Raw genomic sequence first — 14,754 nt, 5'->3', positions numbered from 1 at the left:
GGGTTTTCACTGCAAACATTCACTCTATAACGCGGGCGCAACCAAATAGCGTTGACATAAAAGTTGCAACAAGCCGCTCTGCTACACTCATAACATGTTCAATATTTGCTTTTCTGCCCAAACTGCCCACGCCACCGCGCGTGCTGCCGCATGGCGGGGAGCCTGGTTGTGGCGTAAGCCAACCAGCTTGCTTTGATTTTTGCGGCGCAAAGCCGCATTCGTGGCATCCAGCCTTGGATGCCGAATAAATTGAACTGATGCGCACCTAACTCGATGCGCTGACCTGTGGAAACCCTCCGTCATGATGACCGAACTTGAATTCAAATCTTTGCGTGATGCTGGCTACAACCGTATCCCACTCGTTGCAGAAGCTTTTGCTGATCTCGAAACACCTTTGTCTTTGTATCTGAAACTCGCTCATGGCAAAGCGCAAGGCAAGCACAGCTTCCTCCTTGAATCCGTTGTTGGCGGCGAGCGCTTTGGCCGCTACAGTTTTATTGGTTTGCCAGCACGCACGCATTTGCGCGCGAGTGGTTTTGGCAGCAATGCAAAGACTGAAGTGGTAACTGAGGGCAAAGTTGTCGAAACATTGCCCGGCAATCCTTTAGACGCGATTGCGACATTTCAATCGCGCTTCAAAGTGGCGCTGCGCCCTGGCCTACCTCGCTTCTGTGGTGGATTGGCTGGCTATTTTGGCTACGACACCGTGCGCTATATTGAGAAAAAACTCGAAAACTCATGCCCCCCCGATACGCTTGGCCTGCCAGACATCATGCTCTTGCTCACCGAAGAGTTGGCGGTGATTGACAACCTCTCGGGCAAGCTCTACCTCATCGTCTATGCCGATCCATCGCAAAACGAAGCCTATGCGAATGCCAAGAAGCGTTTGCGCGAACTCAAAGATCAGTTGCGCTACAGCGTGACCGCCCCCGTTGTTAAGCCCTCGCAGGATTACCCGATTGAGCGCGAGTTTGCCAAGGCCGATTATTTGAAAGCTGTGGATCGCGCCAAAGGCTTGATCGAAGCGGGCGATTTCATGCAAGTGCAGGTCGGCCAGCGCCTCAAGAAACGTTACACCGAATCGCCGCTTTCGCTCTACCGCGCGCTGCGCTCACTCAACCCATCGCCCTACATGTATTTCTACAACATGGGTGACTTCCATATCGTTGGCGCTTCACCAGAAATTTTGGTGCGGCATGAACAAACGAATGAAGGCGCGAAGATCACCATTCGCCCCCTCGCAGGTACCCGCCCGCGCGCAAGCACACCCGAAGCAGACAAAGCTGCAGAGCAAGAGCTACTCACTGATCCGAAGGAACGCGCCGAGCATGTGATGCTGATCGATCTCGCGCGCAACGACATTGGCCGTATCGCCAAAATCGGTAGCGTGAAAGTGACTGAAGCTTTCGTCGTCGAGCGCTACAGCCATGTGATGCATATCGTGAGCAATGTCGAAGGCATCCTGAAAGACGGCATGACGCAAGCCGACGTTTTGAAGGCCACTTTCCCAGCCGGCACTCTCACAGGTGCGCCGAAGGTGCATGCCATGGAACTCATCGATCAGCTCGAGCCCAGCAAACGCGGCATTTACGGCGGCGCATGCGGCTATCTGAGCTTCGCAGGCGACATGGATGTGGCGATTGCTATCCGCACCGGCATCGTCAAAGACGGCATGCTGTATGTGCAGGCGGCGGCTGGCGTGGTGGCAGATTCTGTGCCTGAGCTGGAGTGGAAAGAGACTGAAGCCAAAGCGCGTGCTTTGCTGCGAGCTTCTGAGCTGGTTGAGGAGGGCTTGGAATGAGTAACTCAAGCGCTTCACGGCTCCATCAAAAGAACGCAAAAGACACAGAAGAAACGCAAAAGACGCCAAAGGAAGTCCAATGGCTCAATGCGCTTTCGCACCGGGTGATTGGAGCATGCGTTGAAGTACAGCAGCATCTTGGTGTTGGTTTACTAGAAAGTGCTTACTCGAACGCTTTAGCGATTGAACTAGAAAGCTTAGGCATCGAGTTTGAAAGGGAGTGGGCTATTGAGGGCAACTACAAAGGCAAACCACTGGGCGTTATTTATCGCGCAGATTTTTTGCTGGAGTCATCGTTGATATTGGAGCTAAAAGCGGTTGAGAGCATTCTCGAAGAGCACCGAGCACAATTACTAACTTACCTACGAACAAGTGCTAAGCCTCTAGGCCTGTTGTTGAATTTTCATGCGCAGCCAATTGCAAAATTTGGTGTGAGGAGACTCGTTCATGACCTCTAATTTTGCGTCTTCTGCGTACTTTTGCGCCTTTTGCGTTCTATTGGTTGAATGAAAGAATCCCCATGAAACTCCTCATGATCGACAACTACGACAGCTTCACTTACAACATCGTCCAATACTTCGGCGAGCTGGGTGCTGAAGTCATCGTTCATCGCAACGATGAAATCACCGTCAACGAGCTGGATGCACTGTTCAAAGCCAAAGCATTTGATCGCCTGTGCATCTCCCCCGGCCCCTGCTCACCCAAAGAAGCGGGTATCTCAGTGGCAGCGATTGAGCATTTCAAAGGCAAACTGCCGATCCTCGGCGTTTGCTTAGGCCATCAAGCCATCGGTCAAGCCTTCGGTGGCAACATCATCAGAGCGCAAGAACTGATACATGGCAAGACGAGCGTGATCACCACAAGCCAAGAAGGTGTGTTCAAAGATCTGCCCAAGCAATTCACCGTCAACCGCTACCACTCCCTCGCCATCGAGCGCGCTACTTGCCCGAAAGAGCTGGTGATCACCGCGCAGACGGATGATGGCGAGATCATGGGTGTGCGCCACAGCGGCTATGCGCATGAGGTGCGGATTGAAGGTGTACAGTTTCACCCAGAGAGCATCCTCACCGAACATGGCCATGCGATGCTCAAGAATTTTTTACTATGAATTTAATAGCACTTCGCGCAGTATCCATGCCGGCAAAGTGCTCAAAAAGCCTCAAAAATAATGAAGATGATTGACCTGCGTAGCGATACCGTCACCCAACCCACACCCGCCATGCGCGCGGCCATGCTGGCTGCGCCGCTGGGCGATGATGTGTTTGGTGATGATCCTACGGTGAACGCGTTGCAAGAAAAGATTGCGGCCTTGCTCGGTTTTGAGGCGGCGCTGTTTGTGCCCACCGGCACGCAGAGCAATTTTTGCGCTGTTCTTTCTCACTGCCAACGCGGGGACGAATACATCGTGGGCCAGATGGCGCATGCTTATCGCTGGGAAGGCGGTGGCGCAGCGGTCTTGGGCAGTGTGCAACCGCAGCCGATTGCGCACGCGCCCGATGGCACATTGCCGCTGCCTGAGATTGAGGCCAATATCAAACCAGACGACGCGCACTTCGCTCGCACGCGATTGCTCTGCTTAGAAAATACGATTGGTGGCAAACTGCTGCCGCTGGAATACGTGATAGCGGCTACGGATTTAGCGCGAAGCAAAGGCCTGGCGACGCATTTGGATGGTGCTCGACTCTTCAACGCAGCCACTGCGCAGTCCATGAATTTAAGGCCAAATGAGCCAATTGCCGTCGTGTCTACTGCGCAAGATGCTATTCTTTTCGAAGCAAGAAGAATTGCCGAGAATTTTGATTCCGTGAGTGTCTGCTTTAGCAAAGGTTTGGGCGCACCTGTGGGCTCAGCGCTTTGCGGCTCGCGCGAGCTCATCAAAAAGGCTCACCGCATCCGCAAAATGGCTGGCGGTGGCATGCGGCAAGCCGGCATCTTGGCCGCTGCAGCCATCTATGCGCTAGATCATCAAGTAGAGCGTCTGCAAGCGGATCATCGCCTAGCACGCATGCTGGGCGATGCTTTGTCGCAGATTGAAGGTGTGCGCGTTGATCCAGTTCACAGCAATATCATCTTCGTTGATCTGGATGGCGCTGCCAAGGCCAATGCGGAAGGCTTGCTGCCGCATCTGAAGAATCACGGCATCTTGGCCACTGGCTTGTATCGCCTTCGCTTCGTCACGCATCTGGATCTGAACGAGGCAGATATCTCACATACGATTGATGTGATTCGCAATTATTTCAAACACTGATTTTCTGAGGAGAGCACCATGCCCATCACCCCACAAGAAGCCCTGCAGCGCACCATCGAGCACCGCGAAATCTTCCACGATGAGATGCTCAAAGTCGTGCGCCTCATCATGAGTGGCGAGATGAGCCCGGTGATGATGGCTGCGCTGATCACTGGCCTGCGCGTGAAGAAAGAAACCATTGGCGAGATCACCGCAGCCGCGCAAGTGATGCGCGAGTTTTCTACCAAGGTGAATGTCGCCGATAAGAAGCACCTCGTTGATATCGTGGGCACAGGTGGCGATGGCTCACACACCTTCAATATTTCCACCTGCTCGATGTTTGTCGCCGCAGCCGCTGGTGCGAAGGTGAGTAAGCATGGTGGACGCAGCGTGAGCAGCAAATCGGGCAGTGCAGATGTGCTCGAATCGCTTGGCGTGAACATCAACTTGAGCCCTGAAAAAATCGCGCAGTGCATCGCGGATGTTGGCATCGGATTCATGTTTGCCCCGAATCATCACACCGCGATGAAGCACGTCGCCCCCATCCGCAAAGAGCTGGGCGTGCGCACCATCTTCAACATTCTCGGCCCGCTCACGAATCCCGCCAGCGCCCCCAATATCTTGATGGGCGTCTTCCACCCCGATCTCGTAGGCATACAGGTGCGCGCCTTGCAACGCCTGGGCGCAGAGCATGCGCTGGTGGTGTATGGGCGCGATGGCATGGACGAAGTGAGCCTAGGCGCAGCCACGCTAGTGGGTGAACTGAAAAACGGCGAGATCACCGAATACGAGATTCACCCGGAAGATTTTGGCCTCATGATGAGCAGCAACCGCGCATTACGCGTCGAAACGCCCGAGCAAAGCAAATCCATGATGATGGCTGTGCTCGACAACCACAACAGCCCCGCCAGAGACATCGTCGCGCTCAACGCAGGTGCAGCGCTTTATGCAGCCAATGTGGCTGATTCGATGAAAGCTGGTTTGGTATTGGCGCAAGAGGTGCTAGCCTCCGGTGCGGCAAGAAAAAAGCTCGACGAGTTTGTAGCGGTGACTGCGAAATAAGGGGCAGCTCATGCGGCTCATTCAGCTAGTCTTGATCGCAGCGATTGGCTATGGCGCCTACAATTATTTGTCGGGCAAAGACGCACAAAAGAAGTCAGCGAACAGCAGCTTAACTGGTGCTTCCACAGAGGCATCACATTCGTCAAATGGCTTCATCGACATGCCAACACCACAAGGCTTTGATGCAAAGAGCGTGATCGTTTTCGCACCACCCAATTGTCCAGAGGCCGCAGGGCAGAGAGCTGATGAGATGATGCGACGCTTAACGCAAGCTGGCATTCCCGCGGTACGTGCCAGCAGCGCGAACTTCAGTGGCAGCAATATCACTCCTGAGACTGTAGGCCATCTCAACAGCGTCATGGCTGGCGAGCTACCGGCCGTCTTTGTACTCGGCACTGGCAAAGCCAATCCGAGCGTTGAAGAAACATTGGCGCAATACAGTCGATTGGTCCGCTGAGGGTTCACTCCACCGTGACCGACTTAGCTAAATTGCGTGGCTTGTCCACATCCGTCCCCTTTGCCAAAGCGGTGTGATACGCCAGCAATTGCAAGGGTACAACATGAAGGATCGGGGACAACGCGCCGTAGTGCTCTGGCATACGGATCACATGCAAACCCTCACTGGATTCGATCTGCGTGTCGCCATCAGCGAGCACATAAAGCACACCACCTCTTGCACGCACTTCCTGCATATTGCTTTTGAGTTTCTCGAGCAAAGCATCATTGGGGGCGACGGTGACAACTGGCATCTCATCTGTCACAAGGGCGAGTGGCCCGTGTTTGAGCTCGCCAGCGGCATAGGCTTCGGCGTGGATGTAGCTGATTTCTTTGAGCTTCAAAGCACCCTCCATGGCAATCGGCCAATGCAGGCCGCGACCTAAAAAGAGTGCATTTTCTTTTTTACCGAAGTCTTCTGCCCAAGCGATGATTTGCGGCTCAAGCGCTAGCACGGCTTGCAGGGCGACGGGGAGGTGGCGCATTTCATTGAGGTATTGCGTCTCTTGTTCGTCTGAGAGCAGCCCTTTGGTTTGTGCGATGGCGAGCGTGAGCAGGAAGAGGCCGGCGAGTTGGGTGGTGAAGGCTTTGGTGGAAGCGACGCCGATTTCGACACCTGCGCGGGTGATGTAGGCGTGTTTGCATTCACGCACCATCGCAGACGTTGCCACGTTGCAGATGGTGAGCGTGTGCGCCATCCCTAAGCTTTGCGCATGTTTTAGCGCGGCGAGTGTGTCTGCTGTCTCGCCGGATTGGCTGATGGTGACGACGAGTGTGCGTGGATTGGGCACGGAATCGCGGTAGCGGTATTCACTGGCGATCTCCACATTGCAGGGGATTTTGGCAATGGATTCAAACCAATACTTGGCTGCTGAGCCGCTGATGTAGCTGGTGCCGCAGGCGAGGATGAGGATGTTGTCAATCGCTTTGAAGGTGGAATACGCACCATCGCCAAAGAGCTCGGGCGAGATGCCCACAACGCCTTCGAGCGTGTCGGCAATCGCGCGCGGTTGCTCGAAGATTTCTTTTTGCATGTAGTGGCGATAAGGCCCAAGCTCAGCAGCGCCGCTATGCGCTTGCACGGTTTTCACGGGGCGTTTGTCTGCGCCGAGCACTTTACCGTTTTTGTCTGCGATCCAGTATTTGCCGATTTGCAGATCGACCACATCGCCTTCTTCAAGGTAAACGATTTGATCCGTTACTCCCGCCAGCGCCATCGCATCAGAGGCTAGGAAATTCTCACCGCCCTCTTTGCCAACACCTAAGATCAAAGGAGACCCGGCGCGCGCACCCGCCACACGATGCGGTTCGTCTTTGTGAAACACGGCCAGAGCATACGCGCCATGAAGCTGCGCAATCGTGGCTTTGAGTGCTTCAAAAATATCACCGTCATACAAAGAATCTAGCAAATGCGCGATGACTTCGGTATCCGTTTGGCTCACGAACACATAGCCCTTGGCTTGGAGCTGTTTGCGCAATGCATCGTGGTTTTCAATGATGCCGTTATGTACAAGAGCCACGCGGCCTGCCGCACCCTCTTTCGCATTCGGACCAGCGCTGAAATGTGGATGTGCGTTGTGTACCACGGGCGCACCATGTGTGGCCCAGCGCGTGTGGGCGATGCCAGTGAAGCCAGTGAACGCGTTGCCACTTGCTGCATCTGCATCGATCTGCGCTTGCAGCTCGGCCACGCGAGAGGTGGTGCGCGCGCGCTTCAAGCCACCGCTGTGCACCGCGACCCCACAAGAGTCATACCCGCGATATTCCAGACGCTGCAGGCCTTGCACGAGGATGGGGACGATGTTGCGCTGAGAGACTGAACCGACGATGCCGCACATGGGATGCTCCTTGGGATGTGTCTATGGAGCGAATGGTAGGCGCAGTATTGAAAAATATCTGATTGATTTATTTATGAATTAGAAATAAAATTTCATAAATTTCTATATTAGAAATATTATTCTTTTAAATAATGAATTTAGAATTTAATTCCCCTCTTGAGTTAGATGAGATAGACATTCGCTTGCTCCAAAGCTTGCAAAACGACGCTTCCTTGAGCAACCAAGATTTGGCTGCCAAGGTACATGTCTCACCGCCCACATGCCTGCGAAGAGTCAAGCGTATGCATGATCTGGGTTTGATTGAGCGGCAAGTAGCCGTGCTCAATGCAGATCGCTTGAAGCCTCTCATCGGTGCTGGACTCACGGCGATTGTGGAGGTGACGCTGATAGAGCAAACGGAAGAAGTGCTCGCCGCGTTTGAATCGCGCATGCTGCCCGAACCAGAGGTGCAACAGTGCTATCGCGTGAGCCCGGGCCCTGATGTGGTGATCATCGTGCAGGTGAAGGACATGCCAGCCTATCTTGAGCTCGCGCAACGCCTGTTCACGCAAGATGCGAAGGTGCGGAATGTGAAAGCGTTTTTCAGTGTGAAGCGGGCGAAGTTTTCTACTGAGTTGGCTTGGATTTGAAGTCTTTCGGGTAGATCGCCGGCGTGTTTATTGCGCGAGCAGCTATTAATTTTGTAGTAATAAACAAACTGCCCAGCCGATTGTGATTGGGCTATCTCCCGCAACGAAATAAAGGGGGAGACGGCGCAGCCGGCGGAGGACATTCGTGGAGGGGGATAGCCCAAGCGCTATCGGCTCGTGAAGACGGTTAGAGCGCAACGTCAAGAATCATCCTTCTCCCCCGGCTCATACAAAGTCTCACGCCCCATTCGATCCATCACCAGCTCTGCCGTCCAAGGCAGCATAAGCGAACCACAACGACTATCGCGATACAGGCGTTCCAGTGGCAAGTGTTTCATCATGCTCTGGCCGCCGCAGGTGCGGATCGCAAGCCGAGCAATATCGTTCGCACCCTCCATCACGCTGTAATGCGCGGCATAGAGGCGCAGCTTTTCATCTTTGCTCGGGTTCGGCTTCGCTTCAGTGATCGCGCGCAGAAAAATGCTGCGCATGTTCTCCAGCTGAATGCGCATCTGCGCGACAGCGATTTGCTTCGTGGGATATTGGCGGCGCTTCACGGGTGGCTCGCCCTCCACCTCGCCGCGCAGATACTTCACCGTGAAATCGTAAGCTGCATTCGCAATGCCCAGATAAGTTGGCGCGAGAGTGAAAAACATCGCTGGCCAAGTTTGCGCCGCTTTGAAATACACACCGCGCGGCATCAGCTGCTCATCATCCGGCACGAACACATCTTTGAAAGTGAGATTGCGGCTCACCGTGCCGCGCATGCCCATCGGGTTCCAATCGCCGCTGATGGTGAGGCCTTCGCTTTCCGCAGGCACAGCGATGTAGAGCGTATCGCGCGGATCAGGGTTCTTGCCTTCAATATCTTCGGTGCACAAGATGCCGTAGTAATTGGCCGCGCCAGAGAGCGATGCCCAGATTTTTCGGCCATTGATCACCCAGCCGCTCACGCCGTTTTGCACGCTTTTGCGCGCTGCCGTGCCAAACGGCGCGCGGCCAGCGGCAGCGGCTGTGCCTTCGCTGAAAGGCTGAGCATACAAAGCGCCTTTTTCAACGATGCGCTTGAAATGCAAATGGCGACGCGCATGATGCTCAGCTTGCTGATCCGCTGTCATCGCGATACCGTCGGAGAGCACACCCGTCCACATCGTGGAGCAAATGTGCATGTTGAGTGTTAGCGCGGTTGCTCCGCAGTATCGGCCAATTTCTGCACCCGTCATCATATAGGTCGCGTAATCAGCGCCCAAGCCGCCATGCGCTGCAGGCACACACATGCGCAAGATGCCTGCTGCGCGCAGATCGTCGTAATTGGCCAGCGGGAAGGTAGCTGTGACGTCCCAGTGCGGCGCACGAGGCGCGAAGCAGTCCTTACCAAGCTGCTGCGCTTTGGACAACAGCTCTTGCTGCAACGATGTGAAGGCCGTATCACCAACGGCAGGGGTGAAATTCAAGATGCTCATACCGCCATGTTAGCGGGAAACTCTTGCCTTGTCACACTATTAATTTCATAGCACTTCGCGTAGATTCTATGCCGGCAATCGGCTTAAATCGCTTTAAAAAAGATGACGATCAAATACGATTCTCTTCTACCGCGTGGCATGCAATCCGAATGCCTTTGAGCTCGATGAGATTCGGGCGCTCAGTTTTGCAGCGGTCGTTCGCATGCGGGCAGCGCGGGTGGAAGGCGCAGCCGCTCGGTGGATTCAAAGGATTCGGCACCTCACCTTGCACAGGTGTGCGTGCCTTGCCAGTATCGTGCATCTTCGGAATCGCATCGAGCAGCATGCGGGTATATGGATGCTTAGGATTGCTGAATAGCTCAGCTTTATCTGCCAGCTCCACCAAACGCCCCAGATACATCACACCCACTTGATCGCTCACATGGCGTACCACGGCGAGGTTGTGACTGATGAAGAGATAGGTCAGGCCCTGCTTCTTTTGCAGGTCTTTCATGATGTTGAGCACCTGCGCTTGAACGCTCACATCCAGCGCGCTGGTGGGCTCATCGCAGACGAGGAATTCTGGCTGCGTAGCTAAGGCGCGCGCAATCGAGATGCGCTGGCGCTGACCGCCGGAGAATTGGTGCGGATACTTGACCATATCGAGCGGACTCAAGCCTACCGATTTGAGCAATTCGCCCACGCGCTCTTCCAATTGCTTCTCATCAGTGATCAAGCCATGCTCTTTCAACGGCTCGCCCACGATATCGCCCACCTTCCAGCGCGGATTCAGGCTGGCATACGGGTCTTGAAAGATCATCTGAATGCGCTCGCGCAACTTGCGGCTGCCTGCGCCTTTGTACGTCTCGTTGGCATCCATGCCATCGAACTGGAAATTGCCACGTGAAGGTGTGTACAGACCCACCATCAGGCGCGCAACCGTGCTCTTGCCGCAGCCTGATTCGCCCACAAGTGCGAGCGTTTTGCCCTTTTCTATCTCAAAGCTCACGCCATCGACGGCTTTGAGAAATACTTTGGATTTGCCTTCCACGATGCGATTGAGCAAAGGCGGCGAGACATCAAAGCTCATCGCCAGATCATCGACTTTGACCAAAGCTTGCTTACTCATTTTTTATTTTCCTTCAGCCAGCCAGCATGCTGCGCGCGTGGCTCCCGCATTCATCAGCTCCGGGCGATCCACTTTGCAGCGGTCAAACGTTTTTGTGCAGCGCGGATTAAAAGCACAGCCCTGCGGAATGGCATTGAGGCGCGGCATCGCGCCATCAATCTGCGCGAGATTTTCGCGGTCTTCGCTCATATCGGGAATCGAGGCCATCAAGCCAGCGGTGTAAGGATGCGCAGGATGGTTGATCACCTCATGCACCGGGCCAATCTCCGCCACGCGGCCTGCATAGAGCACAGCTACGCGATCACAAGTCTCCGCGATCACGCCCATATCGTGCGTGATCAGCATCACCGCCGCGCCGCGCTCTTTGCAAATCGTTTTCAGCAAGCTGATGATCTGCGCTTGGATCGATACATCCAATGCTGTCGTCGGCTCATCCGCAACGATCAGCTTGGGCTCAGCCGCAAGCGCGAGTGCAATCACCACACGCTGGCGCATACCACCTGAGAACTGATGCGGGTAATGCTCGATGCGCTCTTCAGCGGCGGGGATGCCCGTCGATTTCAGCAAATCAATCGCACGGCGGCGCGCTTCTGCCGCATCCACAGGCAAATGCGCCTGGATCGTTTCCATGAGCTGCCTGCCCACCGAATACAGCGGGTTCAGCGAAGTGAGTGGGTCTTGAAAAATCGCGCCGATCTTGCGGCCACGGATATGGCGCATCTCATCATGGCTCAGTTGATCAATGCGCTGCTCCTCGAGCAAAATCTGCCCGCTGGCTACGCGGCCTGGTGGCTCAAGCAGGCCAATGATGGAAGCGCCAGTGAGCGATTTGCCAGCACCAGATTCACCGACCACACCTAAGATTTCACCGGGCGCGATATCAAAAGAAATATCGTCGAGCGCACGCAGCGTGCCGCGGCGGGTGGGAAATTCAACCACTAAATTTTTAACTTGTAGAAGGCTCATTTCAGCGCTATTCCCTCTTGCGCCAATTTCTGCTTAACACGCATGATGCCCTCGCCAACTTCTTTACCCATCTTTTGTGAAGCGGCCATCACTGGCTTCATCACCTCAGGCATTTCGCTCATCGTGAACTGTTGCAATTTACGACCCACATCACTGCTTTGAAATTGATACATCGTATTGAGCTCGGTTAATGTGAATTTTTCAGCATAGGCTTTCACAAAATTACTCATCATCAAAGGCATCACTTCTGCAGCATAGCGATTGGTGCTTTGCATGATGACATCCATCTGCAGATCCATCGCGCGTTTGAGTTGTGCATCCGTCAACTGAGGGTTAGCTTGCCTGATTTGATTAGACAGGTTATCGCGCATGGTTGGCACCATACCCCCGACTAAGCGCGCCACATCGGCAGGCGAGCCGGCAAGCGCCATGAGTTGCTCTGCTACCTTGAGCTTTTCTTGGTATTCAGGGTTGCTCGTGTTGGATTGAGCAAAGCTGTTTGCACAGAAAGCAATATATGCAAAAACAATTAAAAAGATTTTTTTCATGATGTCATCCCTTAACGCAAACGTGGATTGAGTGCATCACGCAACCAATCGCCTAAAAGATTCACACTCAAAGCAATCAAAATCAACATCAAACCCGGCCAGACGGTGATCCACCATTCGCCGGAGAAGAGGTAATCGTTGCCAACGCGAATCAGCGTGCCTAGCGAGGGCGATGTGGGTGGCACACCGACCCCCAAGAAAGAGAGCGTGGCTTCGGTGATGATGGCAGTCGCCACATGAATTGTGGCGAGAACGAGCACGGGGCCAAGCACGTTGGGGAGCACATGTCGCAGCATGATGCGGCTGCTGGCCACGCCAGTAACTCGCGCAGCTTGCACATATTCTTTGTTTCGCTCCACAAGCGTCGAGCCGCGCACCGTGCGGGCGTATTGCACCCAGCCGGTGAGTGTGATGGAGATGATGAGCACACCGAATGCGACGCTGGTGTGTGCATTGGGAAACATCGCGCGGCCCACACCTGCAATCAGTAAGGCGACGAGAATCGGAGGAAAAGAGAGCATCACATCGCAGATGCGCATGAGCAAGGTATCGATCCAGCCGCCAAAAAAGCCAGCAAGTAGGCCGAGCGTGACGCCGATGATAACGGACAAGATCACCGAGACGATGCCCACGGCTAAGGAGACGCGTGCGCCATACATCAAGGCAGAGAGAATATCGCGGCCTTGATCGTCTGTGCCAAGGAAAAATTTGGCTTTGCCGCCTTCGATCCACGCAGGAGGGATGCGCGCATCGGAGAGCTCAAGCGTCGTCAGGTCAAATGGGTTATGCGGCGCAATCACGCCAGCAAACACAGCACAAAAAATGCATATGAAGGCCACCGCCGCAGCCGCAATGGCCACGGGAGAGGTTTTGAAGCTGTAGCCGACATCGCTGTCGAGCCACTTTGAAAGCACACCCATTGTTTAAACCTTTTATTCGATTCGAATCCGTTCGCACTGAGTTTGTCAAAGTGTCAATGCCAGCTTCGACATCAGAGCGAACGGTAGAGACCTTACTTCACGCTCATCCACTTGAAGAACATGAAGTTGTCGGCCAGTTGCGTCAGCTCAACTTTTTTGCTCACGCCCCAAGCCAAAGCTTGTTGATGCAAGGGCAAGTGGCCGATGTCGTCTGCGTGGATCTTGAAGGCTTCAGAGATCATGGCTTGGCGCTTGGCCTTGTCGGTCTCGGATTGAATCTTCAGGGTCAGCTCATCAACCTTCGGGTTGCAATACGCGCCGAGGTTGAACTGGCCTGAACCTTTGTCATCCACGCAACGTGTCAAAGCATTGAGCATATTGTGTGAGTCGTAGGTGCCAGGCGTCCAGCCGAGCAGATAGAAGCTGGTATCGCGGCGCAAGATTTTCGGGAAGTAAGTGCCCTTGGTCTCGGCTTGCAGATTGATCTTCACACCAATGCGCGAGAGATTGGCGGCAACTGCTTGGCAGATTTCACCATCGTTCACATAGCGATCATTCGGGCAATTCATCGTGACTTCAAAGCCAGATGGGTAGCCTGCATCAGCGAGCAATTTCTTTGCAGCCTCCGTGTCGTAAGGCAAACGCTTGTTGAGATTGGCATCAAAGCCGTTGATGCCTGGGCCTACCAAGATCGCGGTGGGGTTGGAGGCACCGCGCATCACTGTGCGCTTGATGCCTTCAATATCAATCGCTTGATAGAAAGCTTGGCGTACGCGCTTGTCTTTGAAGGGGTTTTTTCCCTTCACGCTGGAATACAGCAGCTCATCACGCTTTTGATCCATGCCGAGGAAGATGGTGCGCAGCTCGGGGCCTTGCATTGCACGCGCATTGGCGCTGGCATTCACGCGCGCCACATCTTGCACGGGCACGGGTTCCATCACATCAATCTCGCCAGAGACAAGTGCAGCCACGCGGGTCGCATCGTTGGTGATCGGGGTGTAGATCACTTCTGTCACGTTGCCGTCAATCTTGCCCCAGTAATTGGCGCTGCGTGCCAAGGTGGTTTTCACGCCGGGCTGGCGCTCGCGCACGCGGAAAGGACCAGTGCCATTGGCACGGAAAGAGGCGGCATTCTCAATACCTTTGCGGCGATCCACTGGCTTGGTCGCTTGGTTGTCTTCGCTCCATTTTTTGCTCATCACATACACCAGCGAGATCACTTCTGGCAGGATAGGAAACGGTGCTTTGGTAACGAATTCCACGGTGTGGCTATCGACCTTGCGAACTTCAGCCACGTCGTTGGTGTAGCTCTTCATGTCGGAGCCGTCACCAGCCGAACGCTGGAAAGAAAACACGACATCATCAGCGGTGAATGGTGTGCCATCATGGAACACGACGCCTTTGCGCAGATTGAAGCGCCAAACGGTTGGCGAAGTTTGAGTCCACGATGTAGCCAAAGCAGGTGCGAGGCTCAAGTCTTTGTTACGACCCGTCAGGCCCTCATACACGTTGCCCGTGACACTGAGTTGCAAGGATTCATTGAGCGAATGCGGATCCATCGAGAGCGCATCGCCTTGGTTACCAATACGAATTGTCTTCGCATGCGCTATGGAAACCATAGCTAGTGAGGCAATAAACATGCCGGCAATCATGGTTTTTTTCATTGAAAACATTTCACTTCTCCTAAAAAAACAAAA

General features: G+C 54.2%; 14 protein-coding genes. 7 read left to right on the top strand and 7 right to left on the bottom strand.

Annotated features, from left to right (window positions below; all coding sequences use genetic code 11):
- Positions 1 to 301: 301 nt before the first annotated feature.
- The 6 genes from trpE to KIH26_RS01155 all read left to right on the top strand — a co-directional run bounded on the left by trpE (position 302) and on the right by KIH26_RS01155 (position 5,547).
- On the top strand, positions 302 to 1,801 hold the full coding sequence (gene trpE / locus KIH26_RS01180) for an anthranilate synthase component I (protein ID WP_213441643.1): 1,500 nt from the start codon (positions 302 to 304) through the stop codon (positions 1,799 to 1,801).
- Positions 1,798 to 2,259, top strand: coding sequence for a GxxExxY protein (locus tag KIH26_RS01175; RefSeq protein WP_213441641.1), 462 nt, complete (start codon positions 1,798 to 1,800; stop codon positions 2,257 to 2,259). The genes trpE and KIH26_RS01175 overlap by 4 nt, the downstream gene beginning before the upstream one ends.
- Before the next feature lie 62 nt (positions 2,260 to 2,321).
- Positions 2,322 to 2,909, top strand: a complete 588-nt coding sequence (locus KIH26_RS01170) for an anthranilate synthase component II (protein WP_213441638.1) — start codon at positions 2,322 to 2,324, stop codon at positions 2,907 to 2,909.
- 60 nt (positions 2,910 to 2,969) lie between these two features.
- Positions 2,970 to 4,049: a GntG family PLP-dependent aldolase gene (locus KIH26_RS01165; protein ID WP_213441636.1), complete on the top strand. Its 1,080-nt coding sequence runs from the start codon at positions 2,970 to 2,972 to the stop codon at positions 4,047 to 4,049.
- A gap of 18 nt (positions 4,050 to 4,067) precedes the next feature.
- Complete coding sequence (trpD, locus tag KIH26_RS01160) at positions 4,068 to 5,090, top strand: anthranilate phosphoribosyltransferase (protein ID WP_213441634.1); 1,023 nt, start codon at positions 4,068 to 4,070, stop codon at positions 5,088 to 5,090.
- 10 nt (positions 5,091 to 5,100) lie between these two features.
- Complete coding sequence (locus tag KIH26_RS01155) at positions 5,101 to 5,547, top strand: hypothetical protein (RefSeq protein ID WP_213441632.1); 447 nt, start codon at positions 5,101 to 5,103, stop codon at positions 5,545 to 5,547.
- A gap of 4 nt (positions 5,548 to 5,551) precedes the next feature.
- On the opposite strand, the gene glmS is transcribed toward KIH26_RS01155, so the two are convergent.
- Positions 5,552 to 7,423: a glutamine--fructose-6-phosphate transaminase (isomerizing) gene (glmS, locus tag KIH26_RS01150; RefSeq protein ID WP_213441630.1), complete on the bottom strand. Its 1,872-nt coding sequence runs from the start codon at positions 7,421 to 7,423 to the stop codon at positions 5,552 to 5,554.
- A 131-nt stretch (positions 7,424 to 7,554) separates the two neighbouring features.
- On the opposite strand from glmS, the gene KIH26_RS01145 reads away from it, so the two are divergent.
- On the top strand, positions 7,555 to 8,052 hold the full coding sequence (locus KIH26_RS01145) for an Lrp/AsnC family transcriptional regulator (protein WP_213441628.1): 498 nt from the start codon (positions 7,555 to 7,557) through the stop codon (positions 8,050 to 8,052).
- Positions 8,053 to 8,252: 200 nt separating this feature from the next.
- Here KIH26_RS01145 and KIH26_RS01140 read toward each other — a convergent pair whose 3' ends face one another.
- The 6 genes from KIH26_RS01140 to KIH26_RS01115 form a co-directional block, all read right to left on the bottom strand.
- Positions 8,253 to 9,515, bottom strand: coding sequence for an acyl-CoA dehydrogenase family protein (locus KIH26_RS01140; protein ID WP_213441626.1), 1,263 nt, complete (start codon positions 9,513 to 9,515; stop codon positions 8,253 to 8,255).
- Between the two features lie 109 nt (positions 9,516 to 9,624).
- Positions 9,625 to 10,623: an ABC transporter ATP-binding protein gene (locus KIH26_RS01135; RefSeq protein ID WP_213441624.1), complete on the bottom strand. Its 999-nt coding sequence runs from the start codon at positions 10,621 to 10,623 to the stop codon at positions 9,625 to 9,627.
- 3 nt (positions 10,624 to 10,626) lie between these two features.
- Positions 10,627 to 11,589 (bottom strand): ABC transporter ATP-binding protein, encoded by a 963-nt coding sequence (locus KIH26_RS01130; protein ID WP_213441622.1) that lies wholly within the window; start codon positions 11,587 to 11,589, stop codon positions 10,627 to 10,629.
- Positions 11,586 to 12,137, bottom strand: a complete 552-nt coding sequence (locus KIH26_RS01125) for a DUF2059 domain-containing protein (protein WP_213441619.1) — start codon at positions 12,135 to 12,137, stop codon at positions 11,586 to 11,588. The genes KIH26_RS01130 and KIH26_RS01125 overlap by 4 nt, the downstream gene beginning before the upstream one ends.
- Positions 12,138 to 12,148: 11 nt before the next feature.
- Positions 12,149 to 13,057, bottom strand: coding sequence for an ABC transporter permease (locus KIH26_RS01120; protein WP_213441617.1), 909 nt, complete (start codon positions 13,055 to 13,057; stop codon positions 12,149 to 12,151).
- 92 nt (positions 13,058 to 13,149) lie between these two features.
- Positions 13,150 to 14,721 (bottom strand): ABC transporter substrate-binding protein, encoded by a 1,572-nt coding sequence (locus tag KIH26_RS01115; RefSeq protein WP_249661049.1) that lies wholly within the window; start codon positions 14,719 to 14,721, stop codon positions 13,150 to 13,152.
- Positions 14,722 to 14,754: the final 33 nt, after the last annotated feature.

The organism is Variovorax sp. PCZ-1 (assembly GCF_018413605.1).
GTDB lineage: Bacteria > Pseudomonadota > Gammaproteobacteria > Burkholderiales > Burkholderiaceae_C > JANMDU01.
Note: the sequence above shows the minus strand (reverse complement) of the source record. Positions and strands in the feature narration are given on the sequence as shown.

Bases quoted from the DNA above. Each gene is read 5' to 3' on its own strand.
- trpE (WP_213441643.1), top strand. From the start codon at position 302: ATGATGACCGAACTTGAATTCAAATCTTTGCGTGATGCTGGCTACAAC.
- KIH26_RS01175 (WP_213441641.1), top strand. From the start codon at position 1,798: ATGAGTAACTCAAGCGCTTCACGGCTCCATCAAAAGAACGCAAAAGAC.
- KIH26_RS01170 (WP_213441638.1), top strand. From the start codon at position 2,322: ATGAAACTCCTCATGATCGACAACTACGACAGCTTCACTTACAACATC.
- KIH26_RS01165 (WP_213441636.1), top strand. From the start codon at position 2,970: ATGAAGATGATTGACCTGCGTAGCGATACCGTCACCCAACCCACACCC.
- trpD (WP_213441634.1), top strand. From the start codon at position 4,068: ATGCCCATCACCCCACAAGAAGCCCTGCAGCGCACCATCGAGCACCGC.
- KIH26_RS01155 (WP_213441632.1), top strand. From the start codon at position 5,101: ATGCGGCTCATTCAGCTAGTCTTGATCGCAGCGATTGGCTATGGCGCC.
- glmS (WP_213441630.1), bottom strand. From the start codon at position 7,423: ATGTGCGGCATCGTCGGTTCAGTCTCTCAGCGCAACATCGTCCCCATC.
- KIH26_RS01145 (WP_213441628.1), top strand. From the start codon at position 7,555: ATGAATTTAGAATTTAATTCCCCTCTTGAGTTAGATGAGATAGACATT.
- KIH26_RS01140 (WP_213441626.1), bottom strand. From the start codon at position 9,515: ATGAGCATCTTGAATTTCACCCCTGCCGTTGGTGATACGGCCTTCACA.
- KIH26_RS01135 (WP_213441624.1), bottom strand. From the start codon at position 10,623: ATGAGTAAGCAAGCTTTGGTCAAAGTCGATGATCTGGCGATGAGCTTT.
- KIH26_RS01130 (WP_213441622.1), bottom strand. From the start codon at position 11,589: ATGAGCCTTCTACAAGTTAAAAATTTAGTGGTTGAATTTCCCACCCGC.
- KIH26_RS01125 (WP_213441619.1), bottom strand. From the start codon at position 12,137: ATGAAAAAAATCTTTTTAATTGTTTTTGCATATATTGCTTTCTGTGCA.
- KIH26_RS01120 (WP_213441617.1), bottom strand. From the start codon at position 13,057: ATGGGTGTGCTTTCAAAGTGGCTCGACAGCGATGTCGGCTACAGCTTC.
- KIH26_RS01115 (WP_249661049.1), bottom strand. From the start codon at position 14,721: ATGAAAAAAACCATGATTGCCGGCATGTTTATTGCCTCACTAGCTATG.